At 64.4% G+C, this 13610-nt stretch carries 17 protein-coding genes and 1 pseudogene; 9 read left to right on the forward strand and 9 right to left on the reverse strand.

Going from position 1 to position 13610, the window contains the following annotated elements:
• From BG842_RS17630 to thsA, 3 genes are all read right to left on the reverse strand, one after another.
• The coding region (locus tag BG842_RS17630) for a hypothetical protein (RefSeq protein ID WP_069451796.1) at nucleotides 1–247 on the reverse strand (247 nt) is incomplete at its 3' end.
• A gap of 86 nt (nucleotides 248–333) precedes the next feature.
• Nucleotides 334–597, reverse strand: coding sequence for a hypothetical protein (locus tag BG842_RS17635; RefSeq protein WP_069449487.1), 264 nt, complete (start codon nucleotides 595–597; stop codon nucleotides 334–336).
• Nucleotides 598–713: 116 nt separating this feature from the next.
• On the reverse strand, nucleotides 714–2276 hold the full coding sequence (thsA, locus tag BG842_RS17640; protein ID WP_069451797.1) for a thermosome subunit alpha: 1563 nt from the start codon (nucleotides 2274–2276) through the stop codon (nucleotides 714–716).
• 147 nt (nucleotides 2277–2423) lie between these two features.
• Between thsA and BG842_RS17645 the strand changes: the two genes are divergently transcribed.
• On the forward strand, nucleotides 2424–3248 hold the full coding sequence (locus BG842_RS17645) for an amidohydrolase family protein (protein ID WP_069451798.1): 825 nt from the start codon (nucleotides 2424–2426) through the stop codon (nucleotides 3246–3248).
• A gap of 6 nt (nucleotides 3249–3254) precedes the next feature.
• On the opposite strand, the gene BG842_RS17650 is transcribed toward BG842_RS17645, so the two are convergent.
• Nucleotides 3255–4178, reverse strand: a complete 924-nt coding sequence (locus BG842_RS17650) for a glycosyltransferase family 2 protein (protein ID WP_069451799.1) — start codon at nucleotides 4176–4178, stop codon at nucleotides 3255–3257.
• A 51-nt stretch (nucleotides 4179–4229) separates the two neighbouring features.
• Nucleotides 4230–4937, reverse strand: a complete 708-nt coding sequence (locus BG842_RS17655) for a class I SAM-dependent methyltransferase (protein WP_007981656.1) — start codon at nucleotides 4935–4937, stop codon at nucleotides 4230–4232.
• 111 nt (nucleotides 4938–5048) lie between these two features.
• On the opposite strand from BG842_RS17655, the gene BG842_RS30070 reads away from it, so the two are divergent.
• The gene (locus BG842_RS30070) at nucleotides 5049–5207 is read left to right on the forward strand and encodes a hypothetical protein (protein ID WP_007981657.1); all 159 of its coding nucleotides are present in this window, start codon (nucleotides 5049–5051) and stop codon (nucleotides 5205–5207) included.
• A gap of 67 nt (nucleotides 5208–5274) precedes the next feature.
• Here BG842_RS30070 and BG842_RS17660 read toward each other — a convergent pair whose 3' ends face one another.
• Nucleotides 5275–5673, reverse strand: a complete 399-nt coding sequence (locus BG842_RS17660) for a PPOX class F420-dependent oxidoreductase (protein ID WP_007981659.1) — start codon at nucleotides 5671–5673, stop codon at nucleotides 5275–5277.
• 146 nt (nucleotides 5674–5819) lie between these two features.
• Between BG842_RS17660 and BG842_RS17665 the strand changes: the two genes are divergently transcribed.
• From BG842_RS17665 to BG842_RS17680, 4 genes are all read left to right on the forward strand, one after another.
• Nucleotides 5820–6071, forward strand: coding sequence for a helix-turn-helix domain-containing protein (locus tag BG842_RS17665; RefSeq protein WP_026177889.1), 252 nt, complete (start codon nucleotides 5820–5822; stop codon nucleotides 6069–6071).
• A 99-nt stretch (nucleotides 6072–6170) separates the two neighbouring features.
• A complete protein-coding gene (locus BG842_RS17670; RefSeq protein ID WP_069451800.1) occupies nucleotides 6171–6941 on the forward strand; it encodes an MBL fold metallo-hydrolase in 771 nt (256 codons plus the stop codon).
• Between the two features lie 47 nt (nucleotides 6942–6988).
• Nucleotides 6989–7627, forward strand: coding sequence for a YkgJ family cysteine cluster protein (locus BG842_RS17675; protein ID WP_069451807.1), 639 nt, complete (start codon nucleotides 6989–6991; stop codon nucleotides 7625–7627).
• Nucleotides 7628–7981: 354 nt separating this feature from the next.
• The gene (locus BG842_RS17680) at nucleotides 7982–8419 is read left to right on the forward strand and encodes a TRAM domain-containing protein (RefSeq protein ID WP_069451801.1); all 438 of its coding nucleotides are present in this window, start codon (nucleotides 7982–7984) and stop codon (nucleotides 8417–8419) included.
• Between the two features lie 352 nt (nucleotides 8420–8771).
• Here BG842_RS17680 and BG842_RS17685 read toward each other — a convergent pair whose 3' ends face one another.
• On the reverse strand, nucleotides 8772–10499 hold the full coding sequence (locus tag BG842_RS17685) for a radical SAM protein (RefSeq protein WP_069451802.1): 1728 nt from the start codon (nucleotides 10497–10499) through the stop codon (nucleotides 8772–8774).
• 74 nt (nucleotides 10500–10573) lie between these two features.
• Here BG842_RS17685 and BG842_RS32575 point away from each other — a divergent pair, with 74 nt between their 5' ends.
• From BG842_RS32575 to BG842_RS17695, 3 genes and pseudogenes are all read left to right on the forward strand, one after another.
• A complete protein-coding gene (locus BG842_RS32575; RefSeq protein WP_256388547.1) occupies nucleotides 10574–10699 on the forward strand; it encodes a hypothetical protein in 126 nt (41 codons plus the stop codon).
• Between the two features lie 192 nt (nucleotides 10700–10891).
• The gene (locus BG842_RS17690; RefSeq protein ID WP_007981673.1) at nucleotides 10892–11050 is read left to right on the forward strand and encodes a hypothetical protein; all 159 of its coding nucleotides are present in this window, start codon (nucleotides 10892–10894) and stop codon (nucleotides 11048–11050) included.
• A pseudogene (locus tag BG842_RS17695) lies at nucleotides 11047–11421 on the forward strand (Hsp20/alpha crystallin family protein); the annotation flags it as partial. The gene BG842_RS17690 and the pseudogene BG842_RS17695, both read left to right, overlap by 4 nt.
• Before the next feature lie 105 nt (nucleotides 11422–11526).
• Here BG842_RS17695 and BG842_RS17700 read toward each other — a convergent pair.
• On the reverse strand, nucleotides 11527–12666 hold the full coding sequence (locus BG842_RS17700; protein ID WP_069451805.1) for an FAD-binding oxidoreductase: 1140 nt from the start codon (nucleotides 12664–12666) through the stop codon (nucleotides 11527–11529).
• Nucleotides 12663–13427, reverse strand: a complete 765-nt coding sequence (locus BG842_RS17705) for a creatininase family protein (RefSeq protein WP_069451806.1) — start codon at nucleotides 13425–13427, stop codon at nucleotides 12663–12665. The genes BG842_RS17700 and BG842_RS17705 overlap by 4 nt, the downstream gene beginning before the upstream one ends.
• Between the last annotated feature and the right edge of the window lie 183 nt (nucleotides 13428–13610).

Consider the following 13610-nt stretch of genomic DNA (forward strand, 5'->3'; position numbering starts at 1 on the left):
GCGACGGCCCGTAGGCGAAGAAGACGATGCCCGTCCAGAGGACGGCGAAGATGACCGCGCCGCTCATCGTCGTCGTGACGTACTGAACGAACGAGAGGTCGGTCGTCAGCGGGTCGTACGTGTCGAGGATGACGTAGAACGCGAAGAGCGTCGGCACGTTCGCCAGCAGAATCGTGGCCGCGACGGCGAGCAGGTCACCGGTCGTGGCTCCTTTTTTCGACGTGCGCGAACGGGTTCCGGTTGCCATACCGAACGGAACTCCTTCGACGGGAAAAAACGGTTTCCGTCTCACGTCACGTCGCGCAAATCACCTCGCTCGCGTCCGCCGTCCGTTCACGCCACGCTGTTGCTGTCGAAGCGCGAGGCGAACGAAACGAGCGCGAACAGCAGGACGAGGACGACGGTCGTGAGCGCCATTCCGAACAGGGCCATGGAGACGGGACTCATGTCGAACAGCGAGAGGCCGAACAGCGAGAGCGTCTTTCCGCGGTTCTGTCCGGTCGCACCGACCGTGAGTCCGATCCCCCCGGCGGCGAGCACGACGGTTACCGCGGTGGCGAGGAAGATAGGGCGGCTGGAGATGATGCGGTCGCTCATCGGCGGTAATTGACACCGGTCGGGGTTAGGACTTGCTACTTCCGGTCGCAACGGGTCGGAACGAGTCGAGACGGACGGGGGTCCAAAAGAATCGAAAGTCGAGGGGGAAACCGCGCTTATTCGGCGGCGATAACGTCGTCGATGCGGACGATCATCGTCGCGGACTCGGTGGCGCTCTCGACGGCCTCACCCTTGACGGCGGCGGGGTCGATGACGCCTTCCTCGACGGGGTTCGCGATTTTCCCGGTCTCGCCCGAGGAGATGATGCCCGCGCTGCCTTCCTCGTCGTCGTTCGCGGCGCGGAGGTCCACGAGCGCGTCGATGGGGTCCATGCCGGTGTTCTCCGCGAGGGTTCGCGGGAGGACTTCGATGGCGTCGGCGAACGCCTCGACGGCGAGCTGCTGGCGGCCCTCGATGCCCGCGGCCTCGTCGCGGACGCGGCCCGCGATGCTGGTTTCGATCGCGCCAGCGCCGGGAACGACGTTCTCGGTTTCGACGGCGGAGGACACGACGTCGAGTGCGTCCTCGATAGCGCGCTCCAGTTCGTCGACGACGTGTTCCGTGCCGCCGCGGACGAAGACGGTGACGGACTGTGCCTCGTCGGCACCCTCGATGAACACGAGGTCCTCGTCGCCGTGCTTTTCGACGCGGATGGAGTCGGCGTGGCCGAGTTCGTCGTCGTCGACGTCGTCCGGCTTGCCAGTACGCTTGCCACCGGTGGACTTGGCGATGGCGCTCGTCATGTCGTCGTCCACGTCCTCGAAGGCGAGGATGCCGTGTTCGGCGAGGTACGCCGCGGTGCGGTCCTCGATGGACGAGTGCGAGAAGACGACATCGACGCCGGTGTCGGCGATGGCGTCTGCGAGTTCGCGGAGTTGGTCGTTTTCCGCGTCCATCGCGGCGGTGAGTTGCTCGACGTTATCGACCGAGTACTCGGCGTCGATTTCGGTTTCGCGGACACCGAAGGAGCCGTCGGTGGCGAGGATGGTCGCGTCCTCGACCGAGCGCGGCATGTTCTTGTGTGCGGGTTCCGCGTCGGTGACGATGCCCTCGATGAGTTCCGTGGCGCTGGAACTCGACCCGGTTTGGGTGAGGACGCGAATCTCGTCGCGGTCGATTCCCTCGTCGCCTTCGACGCCGCGGACAGCGTTGACGACGACTTTGGCGAGGCGCTCGGTCGTGATGTCGCCGGTTCCCTTACCCGTCATGCTGGATTCGGCGACCTGTTGCAGGAGGTCGTCGTCGATATCGACGTCGAGCGCGAGGTCGTCCACGGCTTCGAGCGCGATGTCGCGGGCGCGAGCGTAACCTTCCACGATGGTCGTCGCGTGCACGTCCTGTTCGAGCAGGTTCTCGGCTTTTGCGAGGAGTTCCCCGGCGAGCACCGCCGCCGTGGTCGTCCCGTCGCCAACTTCGTCCTCCTGCGTCTGGGAGACTTCGACGATCATCTGGGCGGCGGGGTGCTCGATGTCCATCGAGTCGAGAATCGTTACCCCGTCGTTCGTGATGACCACGTCGCCGTCGTCCGAGACGAGCATCTTGTCCATCCCGCGCGGGCCGAGTGTGGTTCGTACGGCCTCGCTGACCGCTTTACCGGCGGAGATGTTGGAGGACTGAGCGTCACGACCCTGCGTCCGTTCCGTCCCCTCGCTGAGGATGAACATCGGTCGGCCGCCCATGCGTCGCTGTCCAAAGCCTGATTCTGACATACGTATAACGAATGATTGATATTCTATATAAATCTTTTCACTCCGTTCGCCGGACGGGACGCGGTTGCGGCCATCGACCGATAGATACATGCCCGACCCTCATCGAGAAATTTTCAGATGCTGGAACTGGAGCACCGGTTTCGTGTGGTGGACGTTCACGCGCGGCTTCCCGTCGAGGAGTCCGTGACGGCGCGGGGACGAGCCATCTCGCCCGACAAACTGGAGCGCGAACTCCACCAAGCGGGCGTCGTCAGTGCGGTCGTGTTTCCCGGGCCACAGGAGGGAAACAGCTACCTCCGGGCGAACAACGCCGTCGCCCGACGGAGCGTCGAGCGCCCGTTTTTCGCCTTCGCGCGAATCAACGGCCCGCACGACCCCGAGGGGAGCGCCACGGCACGACTCAGAAACTTCAGGTCGCGCCGGAAGGACTGGCACACCTCTTCCGACGACATCGAGCAGTACGCCTACGACGACCGTTTTCACGGGTTCAAACTCGACCCGACGCGCGACGGACTGCCGGACGACGACGTGCTCTCCCGACTGGAGGACGTGAACCTTCCCGTCCTCGTCCACGCGGGCGAAGGTTTCTCCCCCGAAACTGCGGCCGACACCCTGCTCGACCGTTCCTTTCCCGTCATCCTCTCGCACTTCGGCGGATTTCCGCTGAACCGCGACCTCATGGCGGACGCCATCGACCTGCTGGACTCCTACGACAGTTGCTATCTCGACACCAGTTTCGTCCGCTACCGCGAGCAGATGGAGCGGGCCATCATGGAACACCCCGACCGCGTGCTGTTCGGAAGCGGTGCCCCGAACGCCCACCCGAACGTCGCCGTGATGGAAATCCTCACCCTCGACGTGCCCGAGGACGCGATGCGAAAAGTGTTCACCAAGAATCCCTCGCGCGTCGTCGAAGCCCTCGCACCGGAGTACGACGAGTAGCGACGGTCACTCGACCTCTGGTTCCACGTTGCGCCAGTCGTAGCGTTCGACGGCGCGGTCGGCGCGCGAGGAGAGTCCGGCGGGGTTGCGCGCCTCGCTCCTGTCACGAAACCGTCCGAGGAACCCGTCTTTGGTCCCACCAGCGATTCCTTTGACCACTTCTTTGCCGCAACCAGCCCAGAGGGATGGTTTCGTCTCGCCCGAGGCGACCTCCACCCCGGCGGTTCGCGCGTCACGGATGGCGTCGTGGAAGGTTCGCCTGAACACCGTCAGCCGCGGGCCGTAGTTTTTCACCAGACGATAGGAGAGCGAGCGGTATTTCGTGCACCAGTCGCGTTCGACGCCCTTCTCGTCGGTCTCGTCGCGGCACACGGCCACGTCGGGCGACCACGTTATCGACCGCTCCTGTCCCGCGAGCCGATGGGCGCAATCGCGCGCGCCGCCGGTTTCCAAGTTCTCGTCGAAGCCGTCGACCGCTTCGATGCCGTCGCGGGTGAACGCCACGTTCTCGCCCGAAAAGTAGGTCACGTCGCGTCCGGCTATCGTCCGCGTTTCGACCGTCTCGGTGGTCATTCCCGCCCGAACCATTCGATGCACCGGCCCTGTTACCACGTCCGCGCCGTCCGCGATTTCGTCCCTAATGCCGTCGTACCACGAGGCTTCGACGGTCACTTCCTGCCCGATGAACGCGACGATTTCGCCGCTCGCCTCGGCGAGTCCGGCGTTCCGCGCGACGTTCAAATTTCGGTCGGAAATCTCGACGAGCGCACTCACGTCGGAGCGGTTACAGACCATACCGGACGTGCCGTCCGCGGAGGGCCCGTTGACCACGACGACCTCGGCATCGGGTGCGTATCGAGTAACGGCATCGAGTGCGTCGCTCAAGGGTTCGCGACCGTTGAGCGTCGGGACCACCACGGACAAGTCCATATCCGCTTTTCAGATACCGAGTACGTAAAAGCAATTCGGCACGCGTCCGACTCACTCGACGCTCGTGTTCCAGTAGGAGACGGACGCGAGTTGGTCACCGATCATCGTGTCACCGATAGCGGTGTCCATATCCCGGATACGCGACGCCACCACGTCGGGAATTTTTCGGTAGAAGCCGTAGGGGAGTACCCAGTCGTGGTCGGAATCGACCAGCGACAGACCTGTCTCCCCGAGGAGCTTCTGGACGTCCTCGAGCGAGTACAACCGCGACCCCATCGGCAGCAACCAGTTGTAGAGGCTTCGCGTGCTCGGCCCGGCGAACGTATCGAAGAAGACCTGATCCTTCGAAACGCGACGCATCTCGCTCAGGAACGAGGCCGGCGTGTTCGCGAGGTGGAAAAACCGCATGGCGAACACGGTGTCGAAGTGGTCGTCCGGGAACGGAAGACGAGCGGCGTCGCCGCGCATGAACTCCAGATGGTCCGCGACACCGGCGTTCCGAGCCTTGTGACGACCCTGTTGGAGCATCGCGGCCGAAATGTCGAGTCCAACGATGTCCGCGCCACGCTCGGCGAGCATGACGGTAAACCGGCCGGTTCCGCAGGCTATTTCGAGAACGCGTTTTCCCTCGACCGGACCGATAGCGTCGAGGACGGCTTGCTTCTCGCGGCGGTCGATGAGTCTACCGCCACGGGAGAATCGCTTCTCTTCGTATTCCTCGGCCACCTCCGTAGCCTGATACCACTCCTGTCCCTTCACACTTTCTTCGTCCGAAGAACCTCACCCGAGGGATAAAACGGTACTGGAAGTGGATAGACGGACGGGGGAACGCCTTTGCACGTCCGGCGCGTACCCTATGCGGGGTTTCGAATGCCGACCTGTAACCACTGTGACGGCGAGTTTACCGCGGACGACCTCGTTCGTCACGAATACGAGAGAGTCATCGTCGTTCACTGCCCGGACTGCGGGTGCGTCCTCGGACAGTACAACCGCCACAGCGGACCGCCGAAAACCGACCGACGACGGTAACCGCTCGTCGCGCGTCGGCCGATTCGCTCGTCGGTCCCTCCGTGTACCGACCTATCCGCCCGTCGGTTCATCCCCCCGTGACCACGCGGTCGGGACGAATCCGAATGATGACTCGCGGACCGTCCTCTTCACCGAGGTTCGGGTACTCATCGCGGTCCATGTACCGTCGGGTGAGTTCGTTGATGTGGTCTACCGCGCCGTCCTCGGTGACCTCCTCGACTTCGCCACGAACCGAGACGAACCGGTACGGGTCGTCCGGGTCGATGATGGAAAGGCCGACCTTCGGGTTTCGCTGTACGTTTCGCTCCTTCTGGCGACCTTCGGCGGTGTTCACGAGGAGGTGGTCGCCGTCGTAGCCGACCCAAACGGGCGTCACCTGCGGCGTTCCGTCCGGCATGACGGTCGCGAAGTTGGCGAACGTTTTTCGCTCGAACAAGTCTCGAAACTCCTCGGGTATCGATTCCATAGCGGGTTCACGTCGGGAAGAATCCTGTACCTTCCCCCCGACGTATCACTCTGACTAAATGTGATATTATGACGTTTAAGGTGTGGATATTGTATGAACACACCTATAGCCAACGTTTACCACCATGCCGTGGTCGCATGATATACATGAGCACGACTGTAGCAGAACCAGCGCGCGATTTCCGTGAACGACTCCGCGAACTCCCCCCCAGCGCCAAACTCGTCGCCAAGGTTCTGGAGACCGAAGAACCGCTGACGCAAGGCGAACTCGCCGAAGAATCCCTTCTCCCCGACCGGACCGTCCGCTACGCGCTGACCCGACTCGAAGAGCAAGACCTCATCGTCTCGCGTCACAGTTTCCGCGACGCGCGGAAGCAAGTTTACCTCCTGAACAACTGATCCGTTCGCTTCCCACCTCCTGCCTCCCGGTTTTCTCGCCATCGGTTTTCGGACCTTTTTCCCGTCGTCTTCCCCCCCCCTCGTGACCACGAACGACTTTTGCCGCTGGCGTTCCTCGCCACGGACGTGAACGCTATCACCGTCCCCACCGAGACGCTGGCCCCGCACGGGGAGACGAACGCCTACGTCGTCGATACCGTTCTCATCGACCCGGCGGGACGGACGGCCGAACTCGACCGGGCGGTCGATGGCGTCGAACACGTCGTCCTCACGCACACCCATCCCGACCACGTGGGCGGCGTCGCGCATTACGCCGACGCCTGCGATGCGACCGTCTGGGCGCGACAGGGCCGCGAGGAGCGCTTCGAGCGCGCCACGGGCGTCGCCCCGGACCGAACGTTCCGCGAGGGGACGAGCGTCGGCCCGCTGACCGTCATCGAAACGCCTGGACACGCCCCCGACCACGTTGCGTTCGCCACGGACCGCGAAATCGTCGCAGGTGACCTCGCCGTCGCGGACGGGAGCGTCGTGGTCGCCGCCGGGGAGGGCGACTTGCGCGCCTACCTGACCTCGCTCCGGCGACTGTACGCGCGGAATCCCGCGGTTCTCCATCCGGGCCACGGCCCCGCCATCGAGAACCCGCGACGGACGATTCGACGACTCATCGACCACCGACTGCACCGCGAAGAGCGCGTGCTCGACGCGGTTCGAAGCGGTGCCCGGTCGCTTCCTTCGGTGACGGACGCCGCCTACGACAAGGACATCAGCGCCGTCAAGGAGTTCGCGGAGAAAACCGTGGCGGCCCACCTCGAAAAGTTGGCCGTCGAAGGGGACGTCACGTGGGATGGCGAACGCGCTCGTTCGACGTGAAAGAAAAATCCCACAACCGTTTTCCCTCCGCACGCGAACCATCCGCCGTGGAAACTCTCGAAGCCGAACTGGAACGAGCGAAGTCGCTCGACGTAACCGACCTCGCGGACGCAATCGAGGACATCGGGTTCGAGTGCACGCGCTGTGGTGCCTGCTGTACGAGCGAAGCGGACGACCCGCACACTGCGACCGTCTTCCCCGACGAAGTGCACGAGTTGCAGGAGACGACCGAGTACGACTTTCGAGACGTGGCCCGACCCATGCCCTTCGGTCTGACCGAGGACGGCGGCGAGACGTTCGAGTGGGCGCTCCAGACCGACGACTGCGGCGACTGTCGGTTTTACGAGGACGGAATCGGAGCGTGTTCGGTCCACCCCGACCGACCGCTCATCTGCCAGACGTACCCCTTCAGCGTGGCGCTCGGCGGGACGAGCCAGCCGATGGGCGACCCCGTGGACGAGTCGGGAGTCGTCCGCGCCCACGAGTGCGAGGGCCTCGGCCGCGACATCGACAGGGAACACGCCGAAGAACTCGCGACGGCGCTCAAGGAACGTGCCGTCCGCGAACTCGAAGAGGCAATCGGCGTGCGCGACAACTACGACCCCGCGAACCCCGACCCGGGCGAAATCGTCGTTCACGACTCGGAAGGCGCGAAGAACCCCGACGGAACAGCGTACGAAAGCTGAGGACAGCCCCAAGAAGACGACACCCTCCGACAGCGAGCGGCAGGCGCGAACGAAGTGAGCGCCGCCGCGAGCGATAGGCCGGTGATACAGCCGCCAGAAACCGGCCGGTGACACAACCGTGGAAGCTAGCAACCCCTCCGGAAAATCTCCGATTTTCCGGGCCGAGGAACCTCCAACGGAGTGCCCTTGGCACGACGGACGGAGGTGACGACGGCTTTTGGTCCAGCTTTTTCAAGGAGGAAGGCCGAATCCGACGCTGTTCGCGTCGGATTCGGCTCCCGACTGCAGAAAAAGCTGGTGTTCGATAATTCTATAATGGTTGACTACTTGGATTCATGTGGAGGTCTACGACCCTTGGAAATCTCTGACAAGCTCCTGTGTCTGTTCAGCGCTGATGTTACTCTCAAAGGCGACGAGTATGTCGTCTCAGTTCCACGACGTGAAATCGACACGGGTTCAGTCGAACCGGGAGAAACCTACCGTGTCGCGCTTATCTCGCGGGAGACGGAAGAAGAATCGGACGACGAGCAAACAGCGACGACGACAACACAATCGAGCACCAACACTAGCACCGGCTCCGTCTCGTCGGAACCACAGCCACCCGTCGAGGCCGGAGAAATCCGCTACGTCGAAGTCGAGGACATCGGCAAGCAGGGCGACGGTATCGCCCGCGTCGAGCGGGGCTACGTCATCATCGTCCCCGGCGCGGAAATCGGCGAGCGCGTAAAGGTCGAAATCACGGAAGTCAAGTCGAACTTCGCCGTCGGCGAGATCATCGAAGAAGAGTTCTAAAACGACCTTTTACGACGGTCGAAGGCTCGTCGCGGGTCGATTCGACCCGCGACGAACCGTCTCCTGCACGGCGAAGCCGTGAAGGAACGAGGGAGCTTCGCTCCCTCGCATTCCCTGTAAAAGCTCGACCAAAAGCACGCCGCTTTCATTTTACATTGGAAGAGCGAAGCTCTTCTATGCGCCATTCAAGCGGCGGCCCGCTCGTTCGTTCCTCACTCGCGGTGGAACCGCTGGTCGCTAGTGGTTGATTCACCGGCCGATTTCTGGTGTTTGATTCACCGGCCTACCGCTCCCTCGCGGCGACTCGCTTCGCTCGCCGCCGACGCTCGGTCGCTGTGAGAACCGTCGTCGGTCAGTCCGCGTTTCTGGAGACGCTCGCCCCTGCGTACTTGCTGAGGTCCACGTCCACCGTCTCGGCGAGGTCGTCCGGCGTCTCGTAGGGGCGGTTGACGATGACGTTTCCGGCGCGCTGTTTGCCGAGACCGGGAATCGCGGTGAGTTCGTCCATCGTCGCGCTGTTCACGTCCAGCGGGTACGGCACACCAGTGACGGAGCGATAGCCGTGGTCCACGACGGCCACGTCGATGGTTCGGCCGAGTTCGCGCTCGCCCGGAATCCCGACCAAGAGCGGATAGGTCCCCAACTGACGTCCGAAGGTTCGCCCGTCCTTGTGGTATTCGAGGTGGACGTTCGGCAGCACGGTCCCCGGCGGGGCGACCCGCTGGAGCATCGGGTTGTCTATCTCCTCGCGGACCTCGCTCTTGTACTGCTTGAACAGTCGCTTGTGGTCGTCGGCGATGTCCGTCCCCACCGAGTTCATCTCCGTGCCCGAGAACGCCATGACCTGCCGGATGTTCACCCGGCGGAGCATCAGCCCCTCGTCGTAGACGCGCTGGAGGAACTCGCGGTTGTGGTCGAACGTCTCTTTTCGCTCACCCTTCAGGCCGTGAAGCAGGTTGATTCCGGGGAGCAGTTTCGGCAGTCGATTCGCGGCGTCCGGGCCGTGCGTCGGAGCGTCGTCGGGCGATTCTCCGGGTCGCCATCCCGCCTCCTCGTTGACGATTTTCACCGCCTCGAAACACTCCTCGGCGGTGACGTTCAGGTTGTTCTGCTCCTGCACCACCGGGTCCGCGGATTCGAGACCGAACGCGGCGGTGTCGCCGGGCGTGTTGTGCTCGGCGATGACGCGAATCCCCTCGCGGGACAGTTCGGGCCACTCGACGACGGTGATGGGATTCATGTTGTCGAGGTGGAGCGTCCCGAGGTCCGGCGCGACTTCACGAATCCCGCCGTACAGTTCGCGGAGCGCGTCCGGGTTCGGCTTCTCTCCGTTCCCGCCATAGGCGAGGATGTCGGCCTGTCGCCCCAGTCGGAAGTGGCGGACGCCGCGGTTCGAGAGGCCGTCCACCTCCGCGACGACGGACTGGGGTTCGCGGAACGACGGGTTGCCGTACAGCGGTTCCGTGCAGAACGAGCAGCGGTAGGGACACCCGCGCGAGGTCTCCATCTCGCAGATGAGGTAGTCGGGATGGTTGGGGTGCTGTTCGACCACGAACGCGCCCGCTTCCGCCCAGCGGTCCACCTCCTCGTTGTCCCGCATCCGATTGTCGTACCCCTCCAAGCCGCTTTCCACGAGGTCGAAGGCGGCGGCTTCCACGTCGCCCTTCGCCACGAAATCGAAGTCGAGGTCGTCGCGCTGCGTTTGGGTTCCGCCCGCGTTCTCGTCCCCGACGCCGAACTTCACGGGACCGCCCATCAAACTGGTCCCGTCGGCGGTCCACGCCATCTTCCGCACCTCGTCCGGTTCGGCGGGTGTCCCGCCGACGTACTTGCCGGGAACGGTCATCCCGCCGATGTAGACGAACAGGTCGGCGTCGGCCACGTCCGCCCACTTCGCGTTGTCCTCCCGGAGTTCGTCGATGGTGTGGTACGTGATCCGTTCCTCCGGCACCCCCGCATCCACGAGCGCCCCGGCGGTGTAGCGCGGGTACGTCGAGATGTACGGCGGCACGCCGAAGTGAGCCGGTTCGTCGACGTAGCCGTCCACGAGCGTCACGTCGAGGGTCGCGGGGTCGGTCATACCCGCTTTTGCGACCGGACGGATAAAACGGTGACTACCCGCTACGATAGCGCGGAGGTGGTTTCTCGCGTCGGTTGCCACGAAACGACGACCGACACACCGCGACGAGACCCATTCTACCGTTCCACTGTGGCGCGCGCTGGCGGGACGACGCGGCCACTTTCGGCCGCGTCGTCCCGGTGAAGCCGCGCGAGGGATGAACGGAACGAAGTGGAGTGAATCGGCTGGGGAGGATGTGGTTGTCGCGGTTGCGGTGCGGTAGCGGGTGGGGGCTTTTGACGTCTGCTCCGTAGCAACGGTCGGTGTAACCTCGGAACCAAACCCAGTTCATGGCGACGGAAATTCTGGTCGAAGTCCGCGCGTTTATTTTCGTCCGGGACGTATCGTCGCGTATGCCCGCGACGCTTGAGGTCAAATGCACGGACGACGGCTGCGAACTGGACATGTTCGAGATGCACTACACCTACGACATGCCGGATGACGTCGGCGTAAACGACTTCCAGTGCCCGTACTGTGGCGAAACCGACTGCCTCGAAGCAATCGAACTATGACGCTCCGCGAGCTCGGGCGCTCGACCGTGACGGCCGTCGCGTCGAAAGTCGGCCGCGCCGCGAGCAAAGTACAGGAATCCCGGCCGATTCCGTCCGACCTGCTCGAAAGCGAGGACGCCTATCTCATCGTCTTCGACGCGGCGGGAGCGACCGGCAGCGACGTGCAGGTCCGGTTCGTCCGGGATTCCGTCCTCGTTCGAATCGACCGCTTCCGCGACTTCCACGAGGGATTCGACATGGTGTTCCCCGGCCGCGGGATGTCCCTCGACGGACAGGTCGAACTCCCGGCGGACGCCGAAGTCGACCCGAAAAAAGCGACGGCGACGCTGACCGACTCGGGAACCCTCCAAGTCACGGTGCCGAAAGCCGAGTGAAGAGCGGCTTTCGATACGTCTCCGTTTCCGACGCGTCTCCGTTTTCGAGACGTCTCTGTCCCCGACGATTCCATTTTTGACGCCTCTCCGATTTCGAACTCCTCAGTCGACCGCCATTCCTTCCACGATTTCGAACTCCTCGTCGCCGGTGAAGCGCTTCGGATCGAACTCCGGGATGCCGCCCTCGCCGAGCACGTCCTCCGCGATGGCTTCGCCGAGCGCGGGAGAACGCATGAATCCGTGGCCCTGCCAGCCAGCGGCGACGTAGCAGTTCGGTCGGAGTTCCCCGAGCAGCGGGTCGTAGTCGGGCGTTGCGGTGCAGAGGCCCGCCCACGCTCGCTCGATGGTCGGGTCGTCCGCCTCGAAATCGAGCCGATGGGCGAGGCGTTCGTGCATCGCCGTTTCGAACGCGGCATCGCTCGCGTGTTTCCAGTCGGTCGGGTCGCTTTCGACTTTCTCCGTTCCGTCACCGGCGAGCAGACCGTCGGGATGCGGGCGAAGGTAGTAGCCCTCCGTGGCGTCGTACAGCATCGGCGTGTCGGCGTCGAATTCACAGGTGAGCGCCTGCACGCGGTAGGGTTTGAGCGCGACGGGAATTCCCGCCTCCGCCAGCACGCGTTTCGTGTGTGCGCCCGCCGCGACGACGATGGCGTCGAACGGTTCGCCGTGGTCGCCGTCCGGGAAGATTTGGGGTTTCCCGTCGGCCGCCGTGCCGTCGAGTCGGACGCGAACCTCGGTCTCGGTTCGAATCTCCGCGCCGTTCTTCTCGGCTTCCGCGGCCATCATCCGCGCGTAGCTTCCGGGGTCGGTTCGCCCGGTGTTCCGTGCGATGGCGGCGACGCCGATGTCCTCGGCGTTCAGCGCCGGGTACCGCTCTTCGAGTTCCGACGCGTGGATGAACGCGACGTCCCGCCCGTGTTCGCGCATCCGGGGCACCTGCTCGCGGATGGCCGCCGCGCGCTTCTCGTCGCCCGTGCGTGCGAACCAGACGTAGGGCGTCTCCACGAACTCGAACCCGCCGGTGCCCGAGAACTCGCGGAAGCGTTCGATGGCGCGCGCACCGACGCGGGCGTCCTCCGGGGCTGCGAAGGCGTCGTAGAGCACGCCCGCCGCTCTGGCGGTGCTCTCCCTCTCGTTCGGAATCGTCCCCGCCTCGAACAGCGTCACGTCGGCTCCGCGGACAGCGAGGTCCCGCGCGGCCGTCAATCCGACGGCACCGCCGCCGACGATACCGACGTTCATCGGTGGTCCTCGGGCCAGAGGTGGTCGATATCCTGCTCACCGAGCCACTCGACCAGCGCGGCGAGTTCGTCGCTCGATGCGTCGAGCAGTCGCGCACCGGCCTCCCGCGACCCCCTGGTCGGCTGGCCGACGACGCCGCTCTCGGAGAAGTCGGCCGTGTCGAAGCCGACGTTCGCGCCGTGGACGTCCTCGCCCCACGCGTCGTTCGCGCCCGCCTCGGCCGCTTCGAGCGCCGCCTCGCGGACGAGTTCCTCGGCGACTTCGAGGAGCATGCTCGTCTCTATCTCGTCGGCGTGCGTGATTCCCATCCCGAACTCGTCTTCGAGCACGTCGCCGATTCCGCCCCACCAGTTCCACGGAACGGCGTAGGCCACTTCCTCGCGGCGGACCCGGCGCGCGACGCGCCGGAGCGCGCCGTCGTTACCGCCGTGACCGTTCACGATGACGACCTTCTGCACGCCGTGGCTGGCGATGCTGGACACGATGTCCGTCACGTAGTCCTCGAACGTCGCCGGGTCGGTCCAGAGGGTGCCGTCGAACTGGCGATGGTGTTCGCTGACTCCGACCGGAACCGTCGGGAGGAGAACGACGTTCTCGCGGTCCCCGAGCGTGCCCGCGACGGCCTGTGCCGCCATGAAATCCGTACCGAGCGGGAGGGCGGGGCCGTGCTGTTCGACGCTTCCCGTCGGGAGCAGTGCAACGTCCACGTCCGCGAGCGCATCGCGGGCCGTGGTCGTCGTCTCTTCGGCAAGTCGACTCATGACGCTGTGATTGCAGTCGCGGTATTTGTAACTGGGTGTCGCGGCGAACGGGCAACGCTCGCGGCGAGCGGAAACGCGGCCGAAGACCGCGAAAAAACTTAGCGGTCGAGGAACGAGTCGATGCCCCGCGCGGGATAGCCGACCATGAGGTCCACGCCGGTCGCCTTTAGTTCCTCGACCCGC

It is taken from the genome of Haladaptatus sp. W1 (assembly GCF_001723155.1).
Lineage (GTDB): Archaea > Halobacteriota > Halobacteria > Halobacteriales > Haladaptataceae > Haladaptatus > Haladaptatus paucihalophilus.

Coding starts and splice junctions, on each gene's coding strand:
- BG842_RS17645 (WP_069451798.1), top strand. CDS start 2,424: ATGCTGGAACTGGAGCACCGGTTTCGTGTGGTGGACGTTCACGCGCGG.
- BG842_RS17635 (WP_069449487.1), bottom strand. CDS start 597: ATGAGCGACCGCATCATCTCCAGCCGCCCTATCTTCCTCGCCACCGCG.
- BG842_RS17660 (WP_007981659.1), bottom strand. CDS start 5,673: ATGGAATCGATACCCGAGGAGTTTCGAGACTTGTTCGAGCGAAAAACG.
- BG842_RS17685 (WP_069451802.1), bottom strand. CDS start 10,499: ATGACCGACCCCGCGACCCTCGACGTGACGCTCGTGGACGGCTACGTC.
- BG842_RS17650 (WP_069451799.1), bottom strand. CDS start 4,178: ATGGACTTGTCCGTGGTGGTCCCGACGCTCAACGGTCGCGAACCCTTG.
- BG842_RS17700 (WP_069451805.1), bottom strand. CDS start 12,666: ATGAACGTCGGTATCGTCGGCGGCGGTGCCGTCGGATTGACGGCCGCG.
- BG842_RS17690 (WP_007981673.1), top strand. CDS start 10,892: ATGCCCGCGACGCTTGAGGTCAAATGCACGGACGACGGCTGCGAACTG.
- BG842_RS17705 (WP_069451806.1), bottom strand. CDS start 13,427: ATGAGTCGACTTGCCGAAGAGACGACGACCACGGCCCGCGATGCGCTC.
- BG842_RS30070 (WP_007981657.1), top strand. CDS start 5,049: ATGCCGACCTGTAACCACTGTGACGGCGAGTTTACCGCGGACGACCTC.
- BG842_RS17665 (WP_026177889.1), top strand. CDS start 5,820: ATGAGCACGACTGTAGCAGAACCAGCGCGCGATTTCCGTGAACGACTC.
- thsA (WP_069451797.1), bottom strand. CDS start 2,276: ATGGGCGGCCGACCGATGTTCATCCTCAGCGAGGGGACGGAACGGACG.